The organism is Streptomyces sp. NPDC088194 (genome assembly GCF_040702025.1).
In the GTDB taxonomy this organism is placed as follows: domain Bacteria; phylum Actinomycetota; class Actinomycetes; order Streptomycetales; family Streptomycetaceae; genus Actinacidiphila.
Genome location: NZ_JBFBIV010000079.1, coordinates 1 through 17,142, shown reverse-complemented (window position 1 = coordinate 17,142; position 17,142 = coordinate 1). Strand labels below are relative to the sequence as shown.

The 17,142-nt window shown below is 73.0% G+C and carries 14 protein-coding genes; 12 read left to right on the top strand and 2 right to left on the bottom strand.

The annotated features are described in order from the left end of the window. Positions 1 to 11 precede the first annotated feature (11 nt). Positions 12 to 890, bottom strand: a complete 879-nt coding sequence (locus AB0399_RS31570) for an IclR family transcriptional regulator (RefSeq protein ID WP_366413651.1) — start codon at positions 888 to 890, stop codon at positions 12 to 14. 215 nt (positions 891 to 1,105) lie between these two features. On the opposite strand from AB0399_RS31570, the gene AB0399_RS31565 reads away from it, so the two are divergent. From AB0399_RS31565 to AB0399_RS31530, 8 genes are all read left to right on the top strand, one after another. Further along, complete coding sequence (locus tag AB0399_RS31565; RefSeq protein ID WP_329371146.1) at positions 1,106 to 2,458, top strand: aspartate aminotransferase family protein; 1,353 nt, start codon at positions 1,106 to 1,108, stop codon at positions 2,456 to 2,458. Further along, a complete protein-coding gene (locus tag AB0399_RS31560) occupies positions 2,458 to 3,645 on the top strand; it encodes a mandelate racemase/muconate lactonizing enzyme family protein (RefSeq protein WP_329371144.1) in 1,188 nt (395 codons plus the stop codon). The genes AB0399_RS31565 and AB0399_RS31560 overlap by 1 nt, the downstream gene beginning before the upstream one ends. Further along, entirely contained in the window at positions 3,642 to 4,490 is an 849-nt protein-coding gene (locus tag AB0399_RS31555; protein ID WP_329371143.1) for an amidohydrolase family protein, read from the top strand. The genes AB0399_RS31560 and AB0399_RS31555 overlap by 4 nt, the downstream gene beginning before the upstream one ends. Then, complete coding sequence (locus tag AB0399_RS31550) at positions 4,487 to 5,353, top strand: SDR family oxidoreductase (protein ID WP_366413650.1); 867 nt, start codon at positions 4,487 to 4,489, stop codon at positions 5,351 to 5,353. The genes AB0399_RS31555 and AB0399_RS31550 overlap by 4 nt, the downstream gene beginning before the upstream one ends. Next, positions 5,350 to 7,572: a peptidase C14 gene (locus tag AB0399_RS31545; protein WP_366413649.1), complete on the top strand. Its 2,223-nt coding sequence runs from the start codon at positions 5,350 to 5,352 to the stop codon at positions 7,570 to 7,572. The genes AB0399_RS31550 and AB0399_RS31545 overlap by 4 nt, the downstream gene beginning before the upstream one ends. Before the next feature lie 225 nt (positions 7,573 to 7,797). Further along, entirely contained in the window at positions 7,798 to 8,889 is a 1,092-nt protein-coding gene (locus AB0399_RS31540) for a GNAT family N-acetyltransferase (RefSeq protein ID WP_366413648.1), read from the top strand. A 336-nt stretch (positions 8,890 to 9,225) separates the two neighbouring features. Next, entirely contained in the window at positions 9,226 to 9,819 is a 594-nt protein-coding gene (locus tag AB0399_RS31535) for a TetR/AcrR family transcriptional regulator (protein ID WP_329371134.1), read from the top strand. A gap of 103 nt (positions 9,820 to 9,922) precedes the next feature. Then, entirely contained in the window at positions 9,923 to 11,098 is a 1,176-nt protein-coding gene (locus AB0399_RS31530) for a GDSL-type esterase/lipase family protein (RefSeq protein WP_366413647.1), read from the top strand. Positions 11,099 to 11,203: 105 nt separating this feature from the next. Here the strand turns inward: AB0399_RS31530 and AB0399_RS31525 are convergent, their stop codons facing one another. After that, on the bottom strand, positions 11,204 to 12,091 hold the full coding sequence (locus tag AB0399_RS31525) for an SDR family NAD(P)-dependent oxidoreductase (RefSeq protein WP_366413646.1): 888 nt from the start codon (positions 12,089 to 12,091) through the stop codon (positions 11,204 to 11,206). Positions 12,092 to 12,161: 70 nt separating this feature from the next. Between AB0399_RS31525 and AB0399_RS31520 the strand changes: the two genes are divergently transcribed. The 4 genes from AB0399_RS31520 to AB0399_RS31505 all read left to right on the top strand — a co-directional run bounded on the left by AB0399_RS31520 (position 12,162) and on the right by AB0399_RS31505 (position 17,037). Beyond that, entirely contained in the window at positions 12,162 to 13,094 is a 933-nt protein-coding gene (locus AB0399_RS31520) for a LysR family transcriptional regulator (protein WP_366413645.1), read from the top strand. 478 nt (positions 13,095 to 13,572) lie between these two features. Next, complete coding sequence (locus AB0399_RS31515; protein ID WP_366413644.1) at positions 13,573 to 15,015, top strand: family 2B encapsulin nanocompartment shell protein; 1,443 nt, start codon at positions 13,573 to 13,575, stop codon at positions 15,013 to 15,015. Between the two features lie 29 nt (positions 15,016 to 15,044). Then, a complete protein-coding gene (locus tag AB0399_RS31510) occupies positions 15,045 to 16,106 on the top strand; it encodes a family 2 encapsulin nanocompartment cargo protein terpene cyclase (RefSeq protein ID WP_366413643.1) in 1,062 nt (353 codons plus the stop codon). Between the two features lie 55 nt (positions 16,107 to 16,161). Then, positions 16,162 to 17,037: a geranyl diphosphate 2-C-methyltransferase gene (locus AB0399_RS31505; RefSeq protein ID WP_329371122.1), complete on the top strand. Its 876-nt coding sequence runs from the start codon at positions 16,162 to 16,164 to the stop codon at positions 17,035 to 17,037. Positions 17,038 to 17,142: the final 105 nt, after the last annotated feature.

Sequence of the window (17,142 nt, the reverse complement as noted above, 5' to 3'; positions counted from 1 at the left end):
CGGTGAATCGGTCAAGACCCCGCGGTGGCCGTTGTGCGGCCGCCGGACGTCGCCGGGGTGTTGCCGTGCCCCAGGCTCTGACTGATCCGATCGGCGAAGTCCCTTACCTGGAGGCCGAGTTCGCGGAACCGCCAGCCGGGCAGATCGAGCTTGAGGCCGGTGATGCTGATCGCGCCGACGCACCGGTCCCGGTGGTCGCGGACCACGCTGCCGATGCAGAAGATCCCGTCGGCGTCCTCCTCGTCGTCCAGCGCGTAGCCGGTGGCGCGGACGTCGGACAGGTGGGCGAAGAGCGTCGCCTCGTCGGTGATGGTGCGCGAGGTGCGGCGGGGCAGCCCGGTGCGGGCGACGAGTTCCCTGGCCTCCTGCTCGGGCATCGCGGCCAGCAGCGCCTTGCCGATCCCGGTGCAGTGCGGCAGTTCGCGGGCGCCCATCCGCAGGTCGAGCCGCAGGCCGCCGCCGGCGTCGACCTGGTCGACGATCACCGCCTGGCCCTCCTGCGGCACCGCGACCCGCGAGGCCATGCCGGTGGCGGCGGTCAGCTCGCGCAGCAGCGGGCGGGCCACGTCCCGCAGCGAGATCTGCGCCTGCGCCCGGTCGCCGAGCCGGGCCAGCGACATCCCCAGCCGGTAGCGGCGGTTCATCCCCTCGCCCTCGTCGGCCACCAGGCCGTAGTGCCGCAGGGTCTGCAGCAGGCCGAAGGCGGCGCTCTTCGAGACACCGCTGCGCTGGGCGACCTCGGTCACGCTGAGTCCCGCTCCGGGTCCTCCGGCGGCGAGCACCTCCAGCAGCTCCGCGGCCCTCGCCACGGTCTTCACCAGGTATTTCGGCTCAGCCCCCGCCGCGCGGCCCCGCTCGTCATCCGCGCCGCGCTCAACACTGTTCTGCATAGCAAAACAGGTTACCACCGGACCCCCCTTGACCGAGGGTTAAACCGGATCTAAGATCAGCCTACTGTTCGGATATTCAGAACAGTGTTCTTGAAAATCGTTCCTTCAGTGCAGCGAACGAATCCTGCGACGACTTGCCGGGCGGATGGCGTCCTGCGGTCCCGGCCGGGCAGGGCCGGGACCGTCACCCACAGCATCGACGCGAGGAGCACCACATGACGCTCGCCGAGCGGGCCCGCCGGGTGATACCGGGCGGTGTCAACAGCGGCCAGCGCAGCATTCCCGGCCTCACCGACCTGGTGATCGCCCGCACCGCGGGGTCCCGGTTCTGGGACAGCGACGGCAGGGAATTCACCGACTACCACGCCGCGTTCGGGCCGCCGCTGCTCGGCCACAACGACCCGGACGTGGCCGCCGCGGTCGCGGACGCGTCCGGCCGGCTCGGTCTCACCGGGGTGGCGGTCACCGAGGCCGAGGTGGTCCTCGCGGAGCAACTGGCCGAACTGATCCCGTCGATCGAGCAGGTGCTGCTCACCAGCACCGGCAGCGAGGCGACCTTCCACGCGCTGCGGGTGGCCCGCGCGGCCACCGGGCGCCGCCTGGTGGTGAAGTTCCAGGGCTGCTACCACGGTTGGCACGACGCGGTCAGCCTCAACGTCATCTCGGCCCCGGACCGGGTCGGCCGGCACGACCCGACCTCCACCGGCATCCTGCCCGAAGTCCTCGACGCCACCCTGGTGTTGCGCTTCAACGACGTCGCCGCCGTCCGCCAGGCGTTCGCCGAGCACGGCACCGACATCGCCGCGGTGATCGTGGAGCCCATCCCGCACAACGTGGGCGCGCTGCTGCCCACCGAGGAGTTCCTGCGCACGCTGCGCGAGGAGTGCACCGCGGCCGGCAGCGTGCTGGTCTTCGACGAGGTGATCACCGGCTTCCGGCACGCCCTCGGCGGCTACCAGGCGATCTCCGGCATCACCCCGGACCTGACCACCCTCGGCAAGGCCATCGCCAACGGCGCCCCGATCGGCGCGCTCGGCGGGCGCGCCGACCTGATGGAGCAGTTCAGCAGCCGTCCCGGCGGCCCGGTGTTCTTCGCCGGCACTTACAACGGCCACCCGCTGCCGGTCGCCGCCGCGCTGGCCACCATCGGCAAGCTGCGCGAACAGCCGGTGCACGAGCACGTCTTCCGGCTCGGCGATCGGGTGCGCACCGAACTCACCGCGCTCTACCAGCGGATCGGCGTGCCCGCCGTGGTGACCGGCTACGGCTCGGTCTTCGTCAGCTACTTCATGCCCGGCCCGGCGCCGCTCAGCTACGACGACCTGCTCGCCAACGACACCGCGCTCTTCGTCGGCTACCGCCGCCACCTCATCGAGCACGGCGTCTTCGAGCTGCCGCTGAACCTCAAGCGCAGCCACCTGTCCTACGCGCACACCGACGCCGACGTGGACCGCCTGCTGGAGGCGACCGAGGCGGCCGTCACCCGCACCCTGGCCGAGGGCGGCCCCAGCGACCTCGCGCACGTCTCCACCATGGGCGGCGCCGGCACCGCGACGGGGGCCCGCTGATGCTGACCGTGAACACCACCCGGCCGGCCGGCCCGGCGGGCCGGATCAGCAAGGTCGAGACGCTGCAACTCGGCACCGCCTGGCGCGACTTCGGCTACGTCCGGATTCACACCGACCAGGGCCTGACCGGCGTCGGCGAGATCACCCACCCCTACCGGGTGGACGAGACCTGCCGGCTCACCGAGGCGATGGGCCACCGGCACCTGCTGGGCGCCGACCCGTTCGACGTCGAAGAGCTCTGGCTGCGCATGTACCAGGGCGACTTCCTGCGCGGCGGCGACATCGGCGGCGTCGTCGTCTCCGGCGTGGACCAGGCGCTGTACGACCTGATGGGCAAGGCGCTGGGCGTGCCCGCCTACCGGCTCACCGGCGGCGCCACCCGCGACCGGGTCCGGGTCTACGCCAACGGCTGGTACACCGGCGAGCGCGAGCCGGCCGAGTTCGCCGCCAAGGCGAAGGAGACCGTCGCCAAGGGCTTCACCGCGCTGAAGTTCGACCCGTTCGGCGCGGGCCTGCACGAGCTGGAACGCAGCGAGCTGCGCCGCTCGCTGGCGCTGGTCGCCGCGGTGCGCGAGGCGGTCGGCCCCGAGGTGGACCTCTTCGTCGAGGGGCACGCCCGGTTCGCGATGGCCACCGCACGGCGGCTGGTGCACGAGCTGGCACCGTACGACATCGGCTGGTTCGAGGAGCCGCTGCCGTGGACGCACATCGAGCGCTACGCCGAGCTGCGGCAGATCGCGGCCTTCCCGATCTCCGGCGGCGAGCACTTCCACAACCGCTACGAGTACAAGCAGCTCTTCGCGACCAACGCCGTGGACATCGTGCAGCCCGACCTGTCGATGGCCGGCGGCTTCACCGAGCTGCGGAAGATCGCCGCGCAGGCCGACGCGCACGGCATGCTGGTCGCCCCGCACAACTCCAACTCGCCGCTGTGCACCACCGCTTCGGTGCACGCCACGCTCGGGATCAGCAACCTCAAGATCCTGGAGACCTTCGACGGGCTGCTCGAACCGTATGTCTTCGAGGCGGTCCGCGGCGCGCTCCCGATCACCGACGGCCACATCGAGCTGCCGACCGCACCCGGGCTCGGCATCGAGCTGGTCGACGAGGTCTTCGCGGAGCACCCGCCCACCCACCGCTTCTGGAACATGTTCGCGGACGGCTGGGAGAAGAGGAACCGCACATGATCGTCGACGTGCACTCCCATCTCTTCCGGCACAGCCACGACTTCGACGACGCCTTCCGCGCCGAGTCGGCCCGTGCGCACGCCGGCGAGGTGGACCTCACCGTCCGGTACGAGGACTACGCGGCGAGCGCGCCGGAGAACACCCGCACCGTGGTGGTCGGCGGCAAGGCCCGCCGCAGCGGGCTGTGGGTGGAGGACGCGGCCGTCGCCGCCTACGTCGCGCACCACCCCGACCGGCTGATCGGCTACCTCTCGCTCGACCCGACCCAGCCCGGCTGGCAGGACGAACTGCGCTACGGACATGAGGAGTTGGGGCTGCGCGGCATCAAACTGATGCCGATGTACGCCGGGTTCGACCCCGCCGACGAGGCGTACGAACCGCTCTACGCCTACGCCGAGCGGCACGGCCTGCCGCTGCTGGTGCACACCGGCACCACCTTCGTCTCGCAGGCGCCGCTGGAGTACGCCATGCCGCGGCACCTGGACTGGGTGGCCATGCGCCACCCGGAGCTGCGGATGGTGCTGGCCCACCTCAGCCACCCCTTCGAGGGCGAGTGCATCGCGGTGATCCGCAAGCACCGGCACGTCTACGCCGACATCAGCGCGCTGCACTACCGGCCGTTCCAGCTGTGGCACAGCCTGCGCCTGGTGCAGGACTACGGCGTGTGGGACAAGCTGCTGTTCGGCAGCGACTACCCCTTCACCACGGTGAACGACTCGGTGGAAGGGCTGCGCCGGATCGCCCGCATCCCCGGCATCCCGGGTCTGGACCCGCTGGACCAGGACGCCGTGGAGGCGCTGATCCACCGCCCGTCGCTGGACCTGCTCGGGCTGGGGCAGTCGTGACCTCCGCCGGCGGCCCCGCCGCGGCGCGCTTCGACCTGACCGGTCGCACCGCGCTGGTCACCGGGGCCGCCCGCGGCCTGGGCCGGGCCTTCGCGGTGGCGCTGGCCGAGGCCGGCGCCGACCTGGTCCTCACCGACCTGCCCGGCGCCGAAGGGCTGGCCGAGACCGCCGCGCTGGTCCGCGCGGCGGGGCGCGGCGCGCTCGTCGTCGAGCAGGACCTGTCCGACACCGCGGCGCTGCACGACTTCGCCGACCGGGTGCGCGCGCAGGCCGGACCGATCCGCATCCTGGTCAACAACGCCGGCACCGCGGCCCTGGAGCGGTTCAACGAGATCACCCCGGACAGCTGGTACCGCGTGATGCGGGTCAACCTCGACGCGGTGTTCTTCCTGACCCAGCGCGTCGCCGAGCACATGGTCGCCGACGGCCTGCCCGGCCGGATCGTCAACATCACCTCCAAGAACGCGCTGGTCGCCGAGGCCGGGCTGGCGCACTACAACGCCTCCAAGGCCGCGGTGGACCTGCTCACCCAGACCCTCGCGGTCGAGCTGGCCCCGCACGGCATCACCGTCAACAGCCTCGCCCCCGGCATGGTGGACACCCCGATCGACGGCGAATTCCCGTTCGACCGCGAGGCGTTCGAGGCGGCGTACCGTCAGCGCATCCCGCTGGGCCGCTACGCGCGGCCCGAGGAGTGCACCGGCGCGCTGCTGCTGCTCGCCGGCGACGGCGGCGCCTACCTGACCGGCACCCGGATCGTGGTGGACGGCGGGGTCCTGGCCGACCAGATGCCGCGCACCGCGTTCATGCCCCCGTACCGCACGTCGCTCGGCCCCCAGCGGAAGGACGGCACCACTCCATGACCACCACCCGCAGACACCTGCTCCGTTCCGGCGGTATCGGTGCGGCCGCCGTCGCGGCCGGCGCGCTGACCACCGTTCCGGCGCAGGCGGCCGCACCCGCCGGCAGCGCCAAGGACACCGGCGACGACGGGAAGAGCGGCGCCAAGGGCGGCGGCACGGCGGGGCGGCCCGCCACCACCGCCGCCACCGTCGCCGACCTGCTCGCCACCCCGTCGAAGTCGCTGCGGGACGGGACGGTGACGGTGGTCGCCGGCTACCGCGCCCCCGGCGACGGCGGCGGCATGACCGTACGGTGGGACGCCGGCAGCACCCGCGCGCCCAACGGCGGCACCGTGCTGCGCCCGAACGACCGCCCCGCGCACGGCCGTTGGCGCCGACTGCACGACGGGGTGCTGGACTTCCGCGGCTTCGGCCTGTTCGACGCCTCCGCCCCGGCCGACGACGCGCTCGACGCCATGGTCGACGACCCGTCGGTGCACCGGGTGGAGGCCCACACCGACCTGCTCTTCCAGCGCCGCCACACCTACCACCGCTCCCGGCTCACGCTGGACTTCGGCGGCCACACCGTCCACACCGGCGGCATCGAGCGCAACACCCACGACAACCCCTTCGGCGCCGTGCTCTTCTTCCAGGGCACCGTCACCGGCGACACCGTCAGCCACGCGCTGTCCGCCGAGGTCATCGAACTCACCGACGCCTTCCCGGTGCCGGACTCCGGCGCCTTCAAGGTCGGCCAGTGGTGGGCGGTGCAGAGCGACGAGGTGGCCGGCGGCGGCAGCGACGAGCGCGAGCTGCAGAAGATGGTCGAGGTCACCGAGGTCATCGACGGCACCCACATCCGCGTCGACTACCTCAACGGCTGGCCGCTGGCGGCCGGCCGCAAGCTGACCTGGCGCCGGGTCGAACCGGTGGTCGGCGTCCGGGTGGACCACCTCGTCTTCCTCGGCGCCGGCCAGGACACCGGCGCGGTCGACGACGAGTACACCGGATCGCACCCGGTGGCGTACGAGTACGCGGTGGACTGCGACGTCTCCGGCATCCAGGCCACCGGCACGTTCTGGCCGGTCATCATGCGGCGCTGGTGCACCCGTTACCGCACGATCCAGTGCGGGCTGAAGAACCCGCCCACCGTGATGTACGGCGGCGCCGGCTACCTCACCCAGCAGATCTACTGCCTGTACGGCCACGTCGCGGACTGCACCAGCAGCAACGTCCGCCACCTCAACGACCTGACCGCGTCGGCCTACTGCCAGGTCGTCAACTGCCACGGCGACGGCGACGACGAGGGCGGCAACCCCTTCACCACCCACGGGCAGTACGAGCACGACCTGCTCTTCGACGGCAACTCCGGCCTGATGGACATCGCCAACTCCGGTGCCCAGTGGGGCGATTCCGCCAAGCGGATCACCGTGCGCAACCACGTCTGCTCCTGGTTCACCGCCAACACCAAGATCACCGACCTGACGCTGGAGAACGTCAAGGTCATCGCCCGGCCGACCTTCGACCCGGCCGGCACCCTGGTGGTCAACGCCGACGGCGCCCAACTGCGCGGCTGCACCGCCTCCTTCTTCGCCGTCGCCCAGCAGTCGGCGCGCTCCACCCGGCCGACCACCGTCACCGACTGCACCTTCGACCTGCCGAAGGCGTCCGTGCTCGTGCAGACCCCGGTCACCGCGCCGGTGCACTTCGTCCGCACCACGTTCACCGGGCTCGACGGCAACGTGCTGCGCGGCAGCGGCCCGGTCCACTTCACCGACTGCCGGCTGGTCGGCAGCCCCAAGGCGGCGCCGCTCGCGGTCGGGGCGTCCGAGGTCACCGTGGACGGCGGCAGCCTCACCGACACCGGCATCGCGCTGAGCGCCGTGCGCGACCAGCGGATCAGCGTCGGCGGCGGCACCGCCCTGTCCGGGACCAACACCGCCAAGGCGCTGCTCTCCCGCGACGCCGGAACGGGTGCCACCGTCACCTGGGACCTGGCCGACCTGCGCAGCAGCGCGGCCGACGCGGACACCGCGCATGTGCGCGTCGCGGACGGCCACAACCGCTACACGGCGGTCGGCGCCCGGCTCACCGGGGGCCAACTCGCACTGGCGGAGGACGCGTTCGGCGACACGTCGTCGCTCCTGCACACCGCGTGCACCGAGGACGGTGTCGACCGGAAGGGGCTGCCCGCGGACGGGAAGAGGATCAGCGCGACAACCGGCAACCTCATCCTCTGAGTTCGCGGCGTGCGCGGCGGGTGCTGGGTGCGCGGCGGCCTGCGGCCGAGCGAACGTGGCGGTGGGCGCGGCCGGTTGGGCCTCGCTGAGCCGGTCGTGCGTCGTGCGCCCACCGCCACGCTTCACCGTAAGGACCGCGAGTCCGAGAGGAACCGCAAGACCGTATGGAGCCGCAGGGCCGCGGGGCCCTGCGACCGTGACCGTAGGAGAGGGAAGGCCGTCGCCATGCGCTATCGCACCGCCGCGCCGGCGGACGAGCCGGCGCTGCACGCCCTGTGGGCGGCGGCCTTCCCCGACGCGGCGACGGTCGTCGCGCTGTGGGGCCGCGACCCGGGCCGCCACAGCCGCACGTTCGTCGCCGAGGACGACGGCGGGCGGCTGGTCTCGGTGCTCCACTACCTGCCGCGGCCGATTCGCTCGGCCACCGGCCGCCCGCAGCGCGTCGGCTGCCTCGGCAGCGTCGCCACCCACCCCGACGCGCGCGGCCAGGGCCACGTCCGGCACCTGCTCGCGGCGGCGGTGGCCGCCATGACGGCCGACGGGTGCGCCTGGTCGCTGCTGTTCACCGCCACCCCGCGGGTCTACGAGGGCGCGGGGTGGCGGTCCTTCGCCGCCCCCGGCTGGTCGGGCCCGCTCACCGACCGCGCGCCGCACCCCGGCGCCGCCGCCGTACGCCCCTCGACCCGCGCCGACCTGCCGGCCCTGCGGGCACTGCGGGACGGCTTCGACGCGGTCCGCCCGCTGACCACGGTGCGCGGCGCGGACGACTGGGAGCACCGGGTGCCCGTCTGGTACGCGGCCCCGGCGCAGATCCTGGTCGCGGAGGACAGCGGACATGGGGGAAGCGGCAGGCACCCGGAGCCCGGGGCACCCCTCTTCCCCGGCGAACCCGGCGAACCCGGTGAACCCGGCGGACCCGGGGGCCCCGGCCGACTCGACCGGGCCGGCCGACTCCCCTCCCTCGCCGCTCCCTTCGCGCCGTCCGGCCGCCCGCTCGGCTTCGCCGTGCTCCGCCGCCCCGCCCCCGATCAGGTCGAGCTCGCGGAGATCGCCCTCGCCCCCGGCCGGGAGGAGGACGCGGCCGGCGCCCTGCTGTCGGCCGCCGCGGTCCGGGCGCGGGCGGCGGGCGCGACGTCCGCGACCGTACGGCTGCCCGCCGAGCCCGCCGTCGTCGGCGCGCTCCCCCACCTCCTCGCCGAGTCCGTTCCCGAGGCCACCCACTACGGGATGGCCCGCCCGGTGCTCGCCCCCGCGGCCGAGGTCCTCGCGACCGTCACCGCGCCAGGCGCCTTCCACTGGTACGGCGACTCCTTCTAGTGCCGTGACCGGGGCGGGGTGCCCCGCGCGCTCTCCCGCTGCCTTCAACGGGTGGCACGCCCGGCGCCTCGCGCTTCCCGCCGGGACCGGCGAACCGCAGAGCCGCCCGCCGCCCCGCTCTTCGCCCCGGGCCGGCTCACCGCACACCCTGCTCCTGCTCCCGGCCCGCGGCCCCTCCCCCCGCCCGGGCCTCCGCCCGGGCCTGCGCCCGCCCGCCGACCGTGGGCACCCGCGCACTGACCGCCTCGCCTGCCCATCGCCGCCTGCAAGACTCAGGTGTTTGCCTAAAGGTCTTAGGTATGCGCATGATGGTTATCGGAAAACGGGAGGGAGCTTATGGTGCGCGCAGGGTTGACGGCTGAGCGGCTGACCCGGGCGGGTGCGGAGCTGGCCGACGAGGTCGGCTTCGACCAGGTGACCGTCTCGGCACTCGCCCGGCGGTTCGACGTCAAGGTCGCGAGCCTGTACTCGCACGTGAAGAGTTCGCAGGACCTCAAGACCAGGATCGCGCTGCTCGCTCTCGCGGAACTCGCGGACCGGGTCGCCGCCGCGCTGGCGGGCCGCGCGGGCAAGGACGCGCTGGCCGCGTTCGCCGACGCGTACCGCGACTACGCCCGGGAACACCCGGGCCGGTACGACGCCGCCCGGCTCCGGCTCGACCCGCAGACCGCGGCCTCCAGCGCGGGCGTCCGGCACGCCCAGATGACGCGGGCGCTCCTGCGCGGGTACGACCTGACCGAGCCGGACCAGACCCACGCGGTCCGGATGCTGGGCAGCGTCTTCCACGGCTACATCAGCCTGGAGATGAGCGGAGGCTTCAGCCACACCGCCGTCGATCCCCGGGAATCCTGGGACTGGATGGTGGACTCCCTCGACGCCCTGCTGCGCAACCGGACCTTCCCCGCCCACCCGCGACCGTCGTCCCCGTGAGCGCCACCCCCGTGCCCACGACCGCCACCGGGACCGTGAACGCGACCACGACCGCAACCGCCACCGGGACCGCCACCGGGACCGTGATCGACAGGCAAGGACCATGAACACCGAGCACGACTGGACCACCACCCCCCTCACCGCCGGCATGCTGCGCGGCGCCGTCGAGGTGGAGCGCACGCCGCACGGCCTGCTCCCGCACCGGCTGCCCGCCTCCGCGCGCCGCCAGTTCCCCGACGACCAACTGGCCATGGCCGAGGCGCAGCCGTCCGGGGTGCGGCTGGTCTTCCGCACCCGGGCGACCACCGTCGAACTGGACGCGCTGCCCACCAAGCGGGCGTACGTCGGCGCGCCGCTCCCCCCGGACGGCGTGTACGACCTGCTGGTCGACGGGGTCCTCGCCGGCCAGGCCACCGTGCCCGGCGGGCGGCTCCGCATGATCGACATGGCCACCCAGGCCGCCGAGGTGCGCGAAGGGCCCGCCGGCACCGCCCACTTCGCGGACCTGCCGCCGTACGACAAGGACGTCGAGATCTGGCTGCCGCACACCGAAGGCACCGAGCTGGTCGCGCTGCGCACCGACGCGCCGGTCGAACCGGCGCCAAAGAGCGGGCGCAAGGTGTGGCTGCACCACGGCAGTTCGATCAGCCACGGCTCGAACGCCGCCCATCCGACGGGGATCTGGCCGGCACTGGCCGCGTCCCGGGGCGAAGTCGACCTGGTCAACCTCGGGTTCAGCGGCAGCGCGCTGCTCGACCCCTTCACCGCGCGCGCGATGCGGGACATCCCCGCGGACCTGATCAGCGTCAAGCTCGGCATCAACATCGTGAACGCCGACCTGATGCGGCTGCGCGCGTTCGGCCCCGCCGTGCACGGGTTCCTCGACACCATCCGCGAGGGGCACCCGGACACGCCGCTGCTGGTGGTGTCGTCCATCCTGTGCCCCGTGCAGGAGGACACCCCCGGTCCGCTCGCGCCCGACTTCGGCGACGGGGTCTTCCGGTTCAAGGCGACCGGCGACCCGGCCGAACGCGCCGCCGGGCGGCTCACGCTCAACGTCATCCGCGACGAACTCGCCCGGATCGTCGAGCAGCGCGCCGCCGACGACCCCCATCTGCACTACCTCGACGGTCGCGAGCTCTACGGAGCGGCGGACTACGCGGAGTTGCCGCTGCCCGACGAGGTGCACCCCTCCCCCGAGGCCCACCGGCGGATCGGCGACAACTTCGCCCGGCTGGTGTTCGGCCCGGGCGGGGCGTTCCACGCTGGCCCCGCGTGAGCGGAGATCCGGTCCGGCGGGCCGGAACGCACCCGCACCACTCGTGCGGGCGGTGCTGTCAGCGGGGGCTCCTCAGCTGTGCGGCACGACATGGCCGCGGTGCGGTCAGGGCGTGAGCAGGCGGTCCTGCTCCGTCGGCGGCGTGCCGGCGTGCCAGTCCAGCGCCTTGCCGAAGCGGACCAGTTCGCCGTAGAGGGCGGGGTCGACGCGGTCGGCGAGGATCAGGTCGAGCACTGCTTCGGCGGCCTGCGCGGGCGACTGGGCCTGGCTGAAGTCGCCGAACCACGGGCGCGAGGTGGGGGTGTCGACCATGCCGGGGCAGACGGCGGCGACCAGGGTGCCGTCGGCCAGGTCGCGGTCGCGGCGGTCGGCGGCGACCGCGCGCACGGCGGCGACCTGGGCCACCTTCGAGGGCACGTTCAGCCACAGCGGCCAGCCGTCCTCCGTGGCCGTCCTGTGGTGGACGGCGCTGCGCCAGGACTCGACGGCGTACTCGACCTGGTCCAGGGACGCGCCGTCGAAGAGGCGGTGCAGCCGTGGCGCGAGGTGGCCGAGGGTGCCCAGGCTGCTGGCCACGACGAGCAGCCGGCCGCCGGGGCGCAGGACGGGGCCGAAGGCGCGCAGGACCGCGTGGGTGGCGGAGTTGGACACGTCGATGAACTCGTCGGCCCGCTCAGCCTGCGACTCGCCGGGCAGCAGGCGGGCGACCGCGTTGGAGACGACGACGTCGACCCCGCCGTGGCGGGCCCGCAGGTCCTCGGCGAGGCGGGAGACAGCGGCGGCGTCCGTGACGTCCAGGACCTCGCCCTCGACGCGCGCCCGGGTCGAGGGCGCCTGCGCGACCTCCTGTGCCGCGTCCGTCACCCGCTGCCGGTTGCGGCCGGTGAGCAGGACCAGGTCGTCCTGGTCCATGCGGGCCGCGAGCCCCTCGACGAGGGCCCGGCCGAGCCCTTGGTTGGCGCCCGTGACGAGGGCGATGCGCGAAGTGTTCATGCCTCCACGCTAGGAACCCCGCATCCATGAGTCCAACGAGAGTTCCGCACTGGTGGTATGCGTAGACGTCATGGACTTCACCGAAGTGTCGCTCACCGCGCTGCGGGTCTTCCGCGCCGTGGCCGAGCAGGGCACCTTCACCGCGGCCGCCGCGTCGCTCGGGTACACCCAGTCCGCGGTCTCCCGGCAGATCGCCGCGATCGAGCGGGCCGCGGGCGCGGAACTGCTGGAGCGGCGCCGCGACGGCGTCCGGCTCACCGACGCCGGGCGCATCGTCATGCGCCGCGCCACGACCGTACTCGACGAGATCGAGGCCACCGCGCGTGAGCTGTCCGGCCTGCCGGCGCAGGGCGGGACGGTACGGCTGGGATGGATGCCCAGCGCCGGCGCCGTGCTGGTTGCCCGCGCCCTGGCCGAGCTGCGCCGCACCGACCCCGACCTGAACGTCGTCGGGCGTGAGGGCAGCACCCCCGCACTGGCCCGGGCCCTGCGCGCCGGCAGCATCGACCTGGCCCTGCTCGCCTCCGGGCCGCCGTTTCGCGCACCGGACACCGAGTCGCCCCCGCTCGCCCTTCAGACCCTGACCGAACGCCCCCTGTACCTCGCGGTGCCGGCCGCCCACCCGCTGGCCCGCGGCGAGTACGTCGACGTCGCCGACCTGCGCGGACAGCGCTGGATCGCCAGTCCCTCCTCGGGGGAGGAACGGCTGATGGGCGTCTGGCCGGGCCTGGACGAGCGGCCCGAGATCGCCCTCACCGCCCGCGACTGGCTCGCCAAGCTCCACCTCGTCGCCGCCGGCTGCGGGCTGACCACGGTGCCGGCCACCCTCGCGCCCGTCGCGCCGCCCGGGGTGCGCGTCCTGCCCGTCCGCGGCGGCCCCCAGGAACAGCGCCGGCTGCTGCTGGCCCGCCTCCCCCTCCCGCCGGAGCAGTCCGTCAGCCGCGTCGCCGCCGCGCTGCGCGCCGAGGCACTCGCCACCACCGCGGCCGCGCCGCTCTCCTGACGGAGGGTCAGGTCAGAGGGCGCGGTCGGATCGGATCGGGTCGCGTCGCGTCGGGTCGGGTCGGGTCGGGTCAGCGTCCGTGCGGCGGCGGGCACCGCTCGCGTGGGCCTACGGCGACGCGTGCGGGCCGTGGCCCTCTCTCCCCGGCGTGCGGGGGTGGCTCGCGCGCCGGGTGGGTGCCGCCGCGCGCCGGAGCGCGGGGTGCGCGGGCAGCACGCGCGCGAGCGCACTCCCACGCCCCGCCTCACCACGGAGGTTTACACCACCGGGGGCGCGAAGGCGCCCCCCGCGCGCTATACCGCGGCTCGGGCCGGGGCTGCTTGGCTGATCCCTGCGCGGAATTCACCCGCATTGCCCACAGCGCCCGCCAACGTCCGACAGACCGACTGCGTCCGCCAACGCCCTTGTCCACCAGTCGCGTTCGCCCCTTCTCACCTCTCCTCACGCTGCTTGTCCAGCTCATCTTCCGGGAGAAAACGTGCCCGAATCGGTACGCACCACCGGCGCCACCACCGACGACCCCGCCGCCGAACCAGCGAGCGGCGCACAGCTCACCAGTCTCAGCACCCAGGCGGCGCGCCAACTCGCGACCACCACCAAGTCCGAACCGCAGATGCAGGGCATCAGCTCGCGCTGGCTGATCAGGATGCTGCCCTGGTTGGACATCAAGGGCGGCACCTACCGGGTCAACCGGCGCCGCCAACTCCGCGTCGGCAGAGGCCGGGTGGAGTTCGAGCAGAACGGCGCCGACGACGTCCGGGTCATCCCCGAGACCCTCACCGAGCTGCCCCCGCTGCACGGCTACACCGACACCGGCGGCGTGCTCACGGAACTCGCCGCCCGCTTCCAGGTCAAGGAAGTACGCCCCGGCGAGGTGCTGTTCGAGGCCGGGCAGCCGGTGACGGACACCTATCTGGTCGTCCACGGCCGGCTCACCCGCTACACCGCCGGGATGTACGGCGAGGAGGGGATCGTCGGGGTCGTCACCGACGGCGACCAGCTGGGCGACGAGGCCATCGGCCGGACCGACCCGCGGTGGACGACCTCGGTGCGCGCCGACACCGCGGGCGTGCTGCTGGTCCTGCCCTGGCAGACCGCGCGCGAGCTGATCGCCCGCGAGCCGTCGCTGGCCGCGCACCTGGCGGCGTACGCCGAGCAGCAGCGGCTGCCCGCGAACCGCCGCGGCGAGGCCGACATCCCGCTACAGGCCGGCCACTCCGGTGAGCCGTCCATCGCCGGCGGCTTCGTCGACTACGAACTCGCGCCGCGCGAATACGAGTTGTCGCTCACCCAGACCGTCCTGAAGGTGCACAGCCGGGTCGCCGACCTCTACAACGACCCGATGGACCAGACCCAGCAGCAACTCCGGCTCACCATCGAGGAGATCCGCGAGCGCCAGGAGTGGGAGCTGGTCAACAACCGCGAGTTCGGCCTGCTGCACAACGCCGACTACGGCCAGCGGATCAGCACCCACTCGGGCCCGCCGACCCCCGACGACCTCGACGACCTGCTCGCCATGCGCCGCAAGACCCGGCTGTTCATCGCCCACCCGAAGGCGATCGCCGCGTTCTTCCGGCAGTGCAACAAGCGCGGTCTGGTCCCCGGCACCGCCAATGTCGACGGCCACGAGGTCCCCGCCTGGCGCGGCGTCCCGATCTTCCCGTGCGGCAAGATCCCGATCAGCCCGCAGCACTCCAGCAGCATCATCGCGCTGCGCACCGGCGAGGCCGACCAGGGCGTCGTCGGCCTGCACGCGACCGGCATCCCCGAGGAGTACCAACCCGGCCTGAACGTCCGCTTCATGGGCGTCAACAACGCCGCGATCATCAGCTACCTCGTCACCGCCTACTACTCGATGGCGATCCTCGTGCCCGACGCGGTCGGCATCCTGGAGAACGTCCAGCTCGGCCGGGTCGAGTGACCGCGCCGAGCGACCGAGCGGAGTCCGCGATGGCCACTCCCCCCGACGCCGCCCCCGCGCGCCCGCTGCTGCCCGGGCCGCCGAGCTTCCCTCGTCCCGCGTCCGCCCGCCCCACCGGGGCGATCCCCGGACTCAGGTACCAGCCGGCCACGCCCGCCGACCCGGAGAAGGTCAAGGAGGTCGACCGCCGTCTCGAGGCGTGGGCGCGCGAACTCGACCTGTTCCCCACTGCCTGGAGCGGTGACTTCGCCGGATTCCAGTTCGGCCGGGCCGTCGTACTCCAGCACCCCGGCGCGGCGGATCTGGACCGCCTGACCGTCGCGGGGCAACTCCTGCTCGCCGAGAACCTCGTGGACGACTGCTACTGCGAGGAAGAGGAGGACCGCGGCGGGTCGCACCGCGGACTCGGCGGCCCGCTGATCATGGCCCAGTCGGCGATCGACCCCTTCCACGGCACGCCGGAAGCCGAGGCGGACTGGCAGCAGGGCATGCAGGCCGACGGGCCGCTGCGCTCGTACCACTGGGCGATGAAGGAGTACGCCGGCTTCGCCACGCCCAGCCAGACCACCCGCTTCGTCCACGACATCGCCCGCCTGCACCTGGGCTACCTCGCCGAAGCCGCCTGGGCGGAGACCCGGTTCGTGCCCAAGGTGTGGGAGTACCTGGTGATGCGCCAGTTCAACAACTTCCGCCCCTGCCTGTCGATCGTGGACGCGGTCGACGGCTACGAACTGCCCGAACCGGTCTACTCCCGCCCGGAGATCCAGCGGATCACCGCGCTCGCCTGCAACGCGACGACCATCGTCAACGACCTCTACTCGTTCACCAAGGAGTTGGAGACCGATCCGCACCATCTCAACCTGCCGCAGGTCGTGGCCGCCAAAGAGCGGTGCGGGCTGAAGGCCGCCTATCTGCGCAGCGTCGAGATCCACAACCAGATCATGGCGTCCTTCGAGGAGGAGGCCGCCGCACTGTCGGCGACCTCACCCGTCGTCGGCCGCTACGCCCGCGGGCTGTCGGACTGGGTGGCCGGCAACCACGAGTGGCACGCCACCAACACCCACCGTTACCACCTGCCGAACTACTGGTAGGCGCAGTTCGCTTCACCCGCACCACCAACAGCACCCTGTACCAAAGGAGTCAGCGTTGACCACGACCCACCGCGGCACCACCACAGCACCGGTGCCGGCCCAGTCCTCGTACCAGACCCGCGTCGCGGACTACTGGAACGCCGAGGAGAACCCGGTCAACCTCGAACTCGGAAAGATCGACAACCTCTACCACCACCACTACGGCGTCGGTGACGCCGACTGGTCGGTGCTCGACGAGACCGACCCCGGCGTGCGCCGGGAGCGGATCACCGCGGAACTGCACCGGCTGGAACACGCCCAGGCCGAACTGCTCGCCACCCACCTCGGGCCGCTCTCCCCCACCGACCGGGTCTTCGACGCCGGTTGCGGGCGCGGTGGCGGCAGCGTCGTGGCGCACCTGCGCTACGGCTGCTCCGCCGACGGCGTGACGCTCTCCACCAAGCAGGCCGAGTTCGCCAACGCGCAGGCCCGCGCCCGGGGCATCGACGGCAAGGTCCGCTACCACCACCGCAACATGCTCGACACCGGTTTCCAGACCGGCGGCTACGCGGCCTCCTGGAACAACGAGTCCACGATGTACGTCGAGTTGGAACTGCTCTTCGCCGAGCACGCCCGGCTGCTGCGCCGCGGCGGACGCTACGTCACCATCACCGGCTGCTACAACGACACCTACGGGCAGGCGTCCCGCGAGGTGTCCCTCATCAACGCCCACTACATCTGCGACATCCACCCGCGCTCGGCGTACTTCCGGGCGATGGCGGCCAACCGGCTCGTCCCGGTCCACGTCGAGGACCTCACCGCGACGGCCATCCCGTACTGGGAGCTGCGCAAGGAGGCCGACCACCTGGTCACCGGCGTTGAAGAACCGTTTCTGACGGCCTACAAGAACGGCAGCTTCCAGTATCTGCTGATCGTGGCCGACCGGGTCTGAGCGACCGGTCAGGCCGGTCAGGCCGGTCAGGCCGGTCAGGCCGGTCAGGGCCCGCGCACACGTCGAGCGGCGCGTGCCGGCCACGGGAGGGTGCCCCGTGGCCGG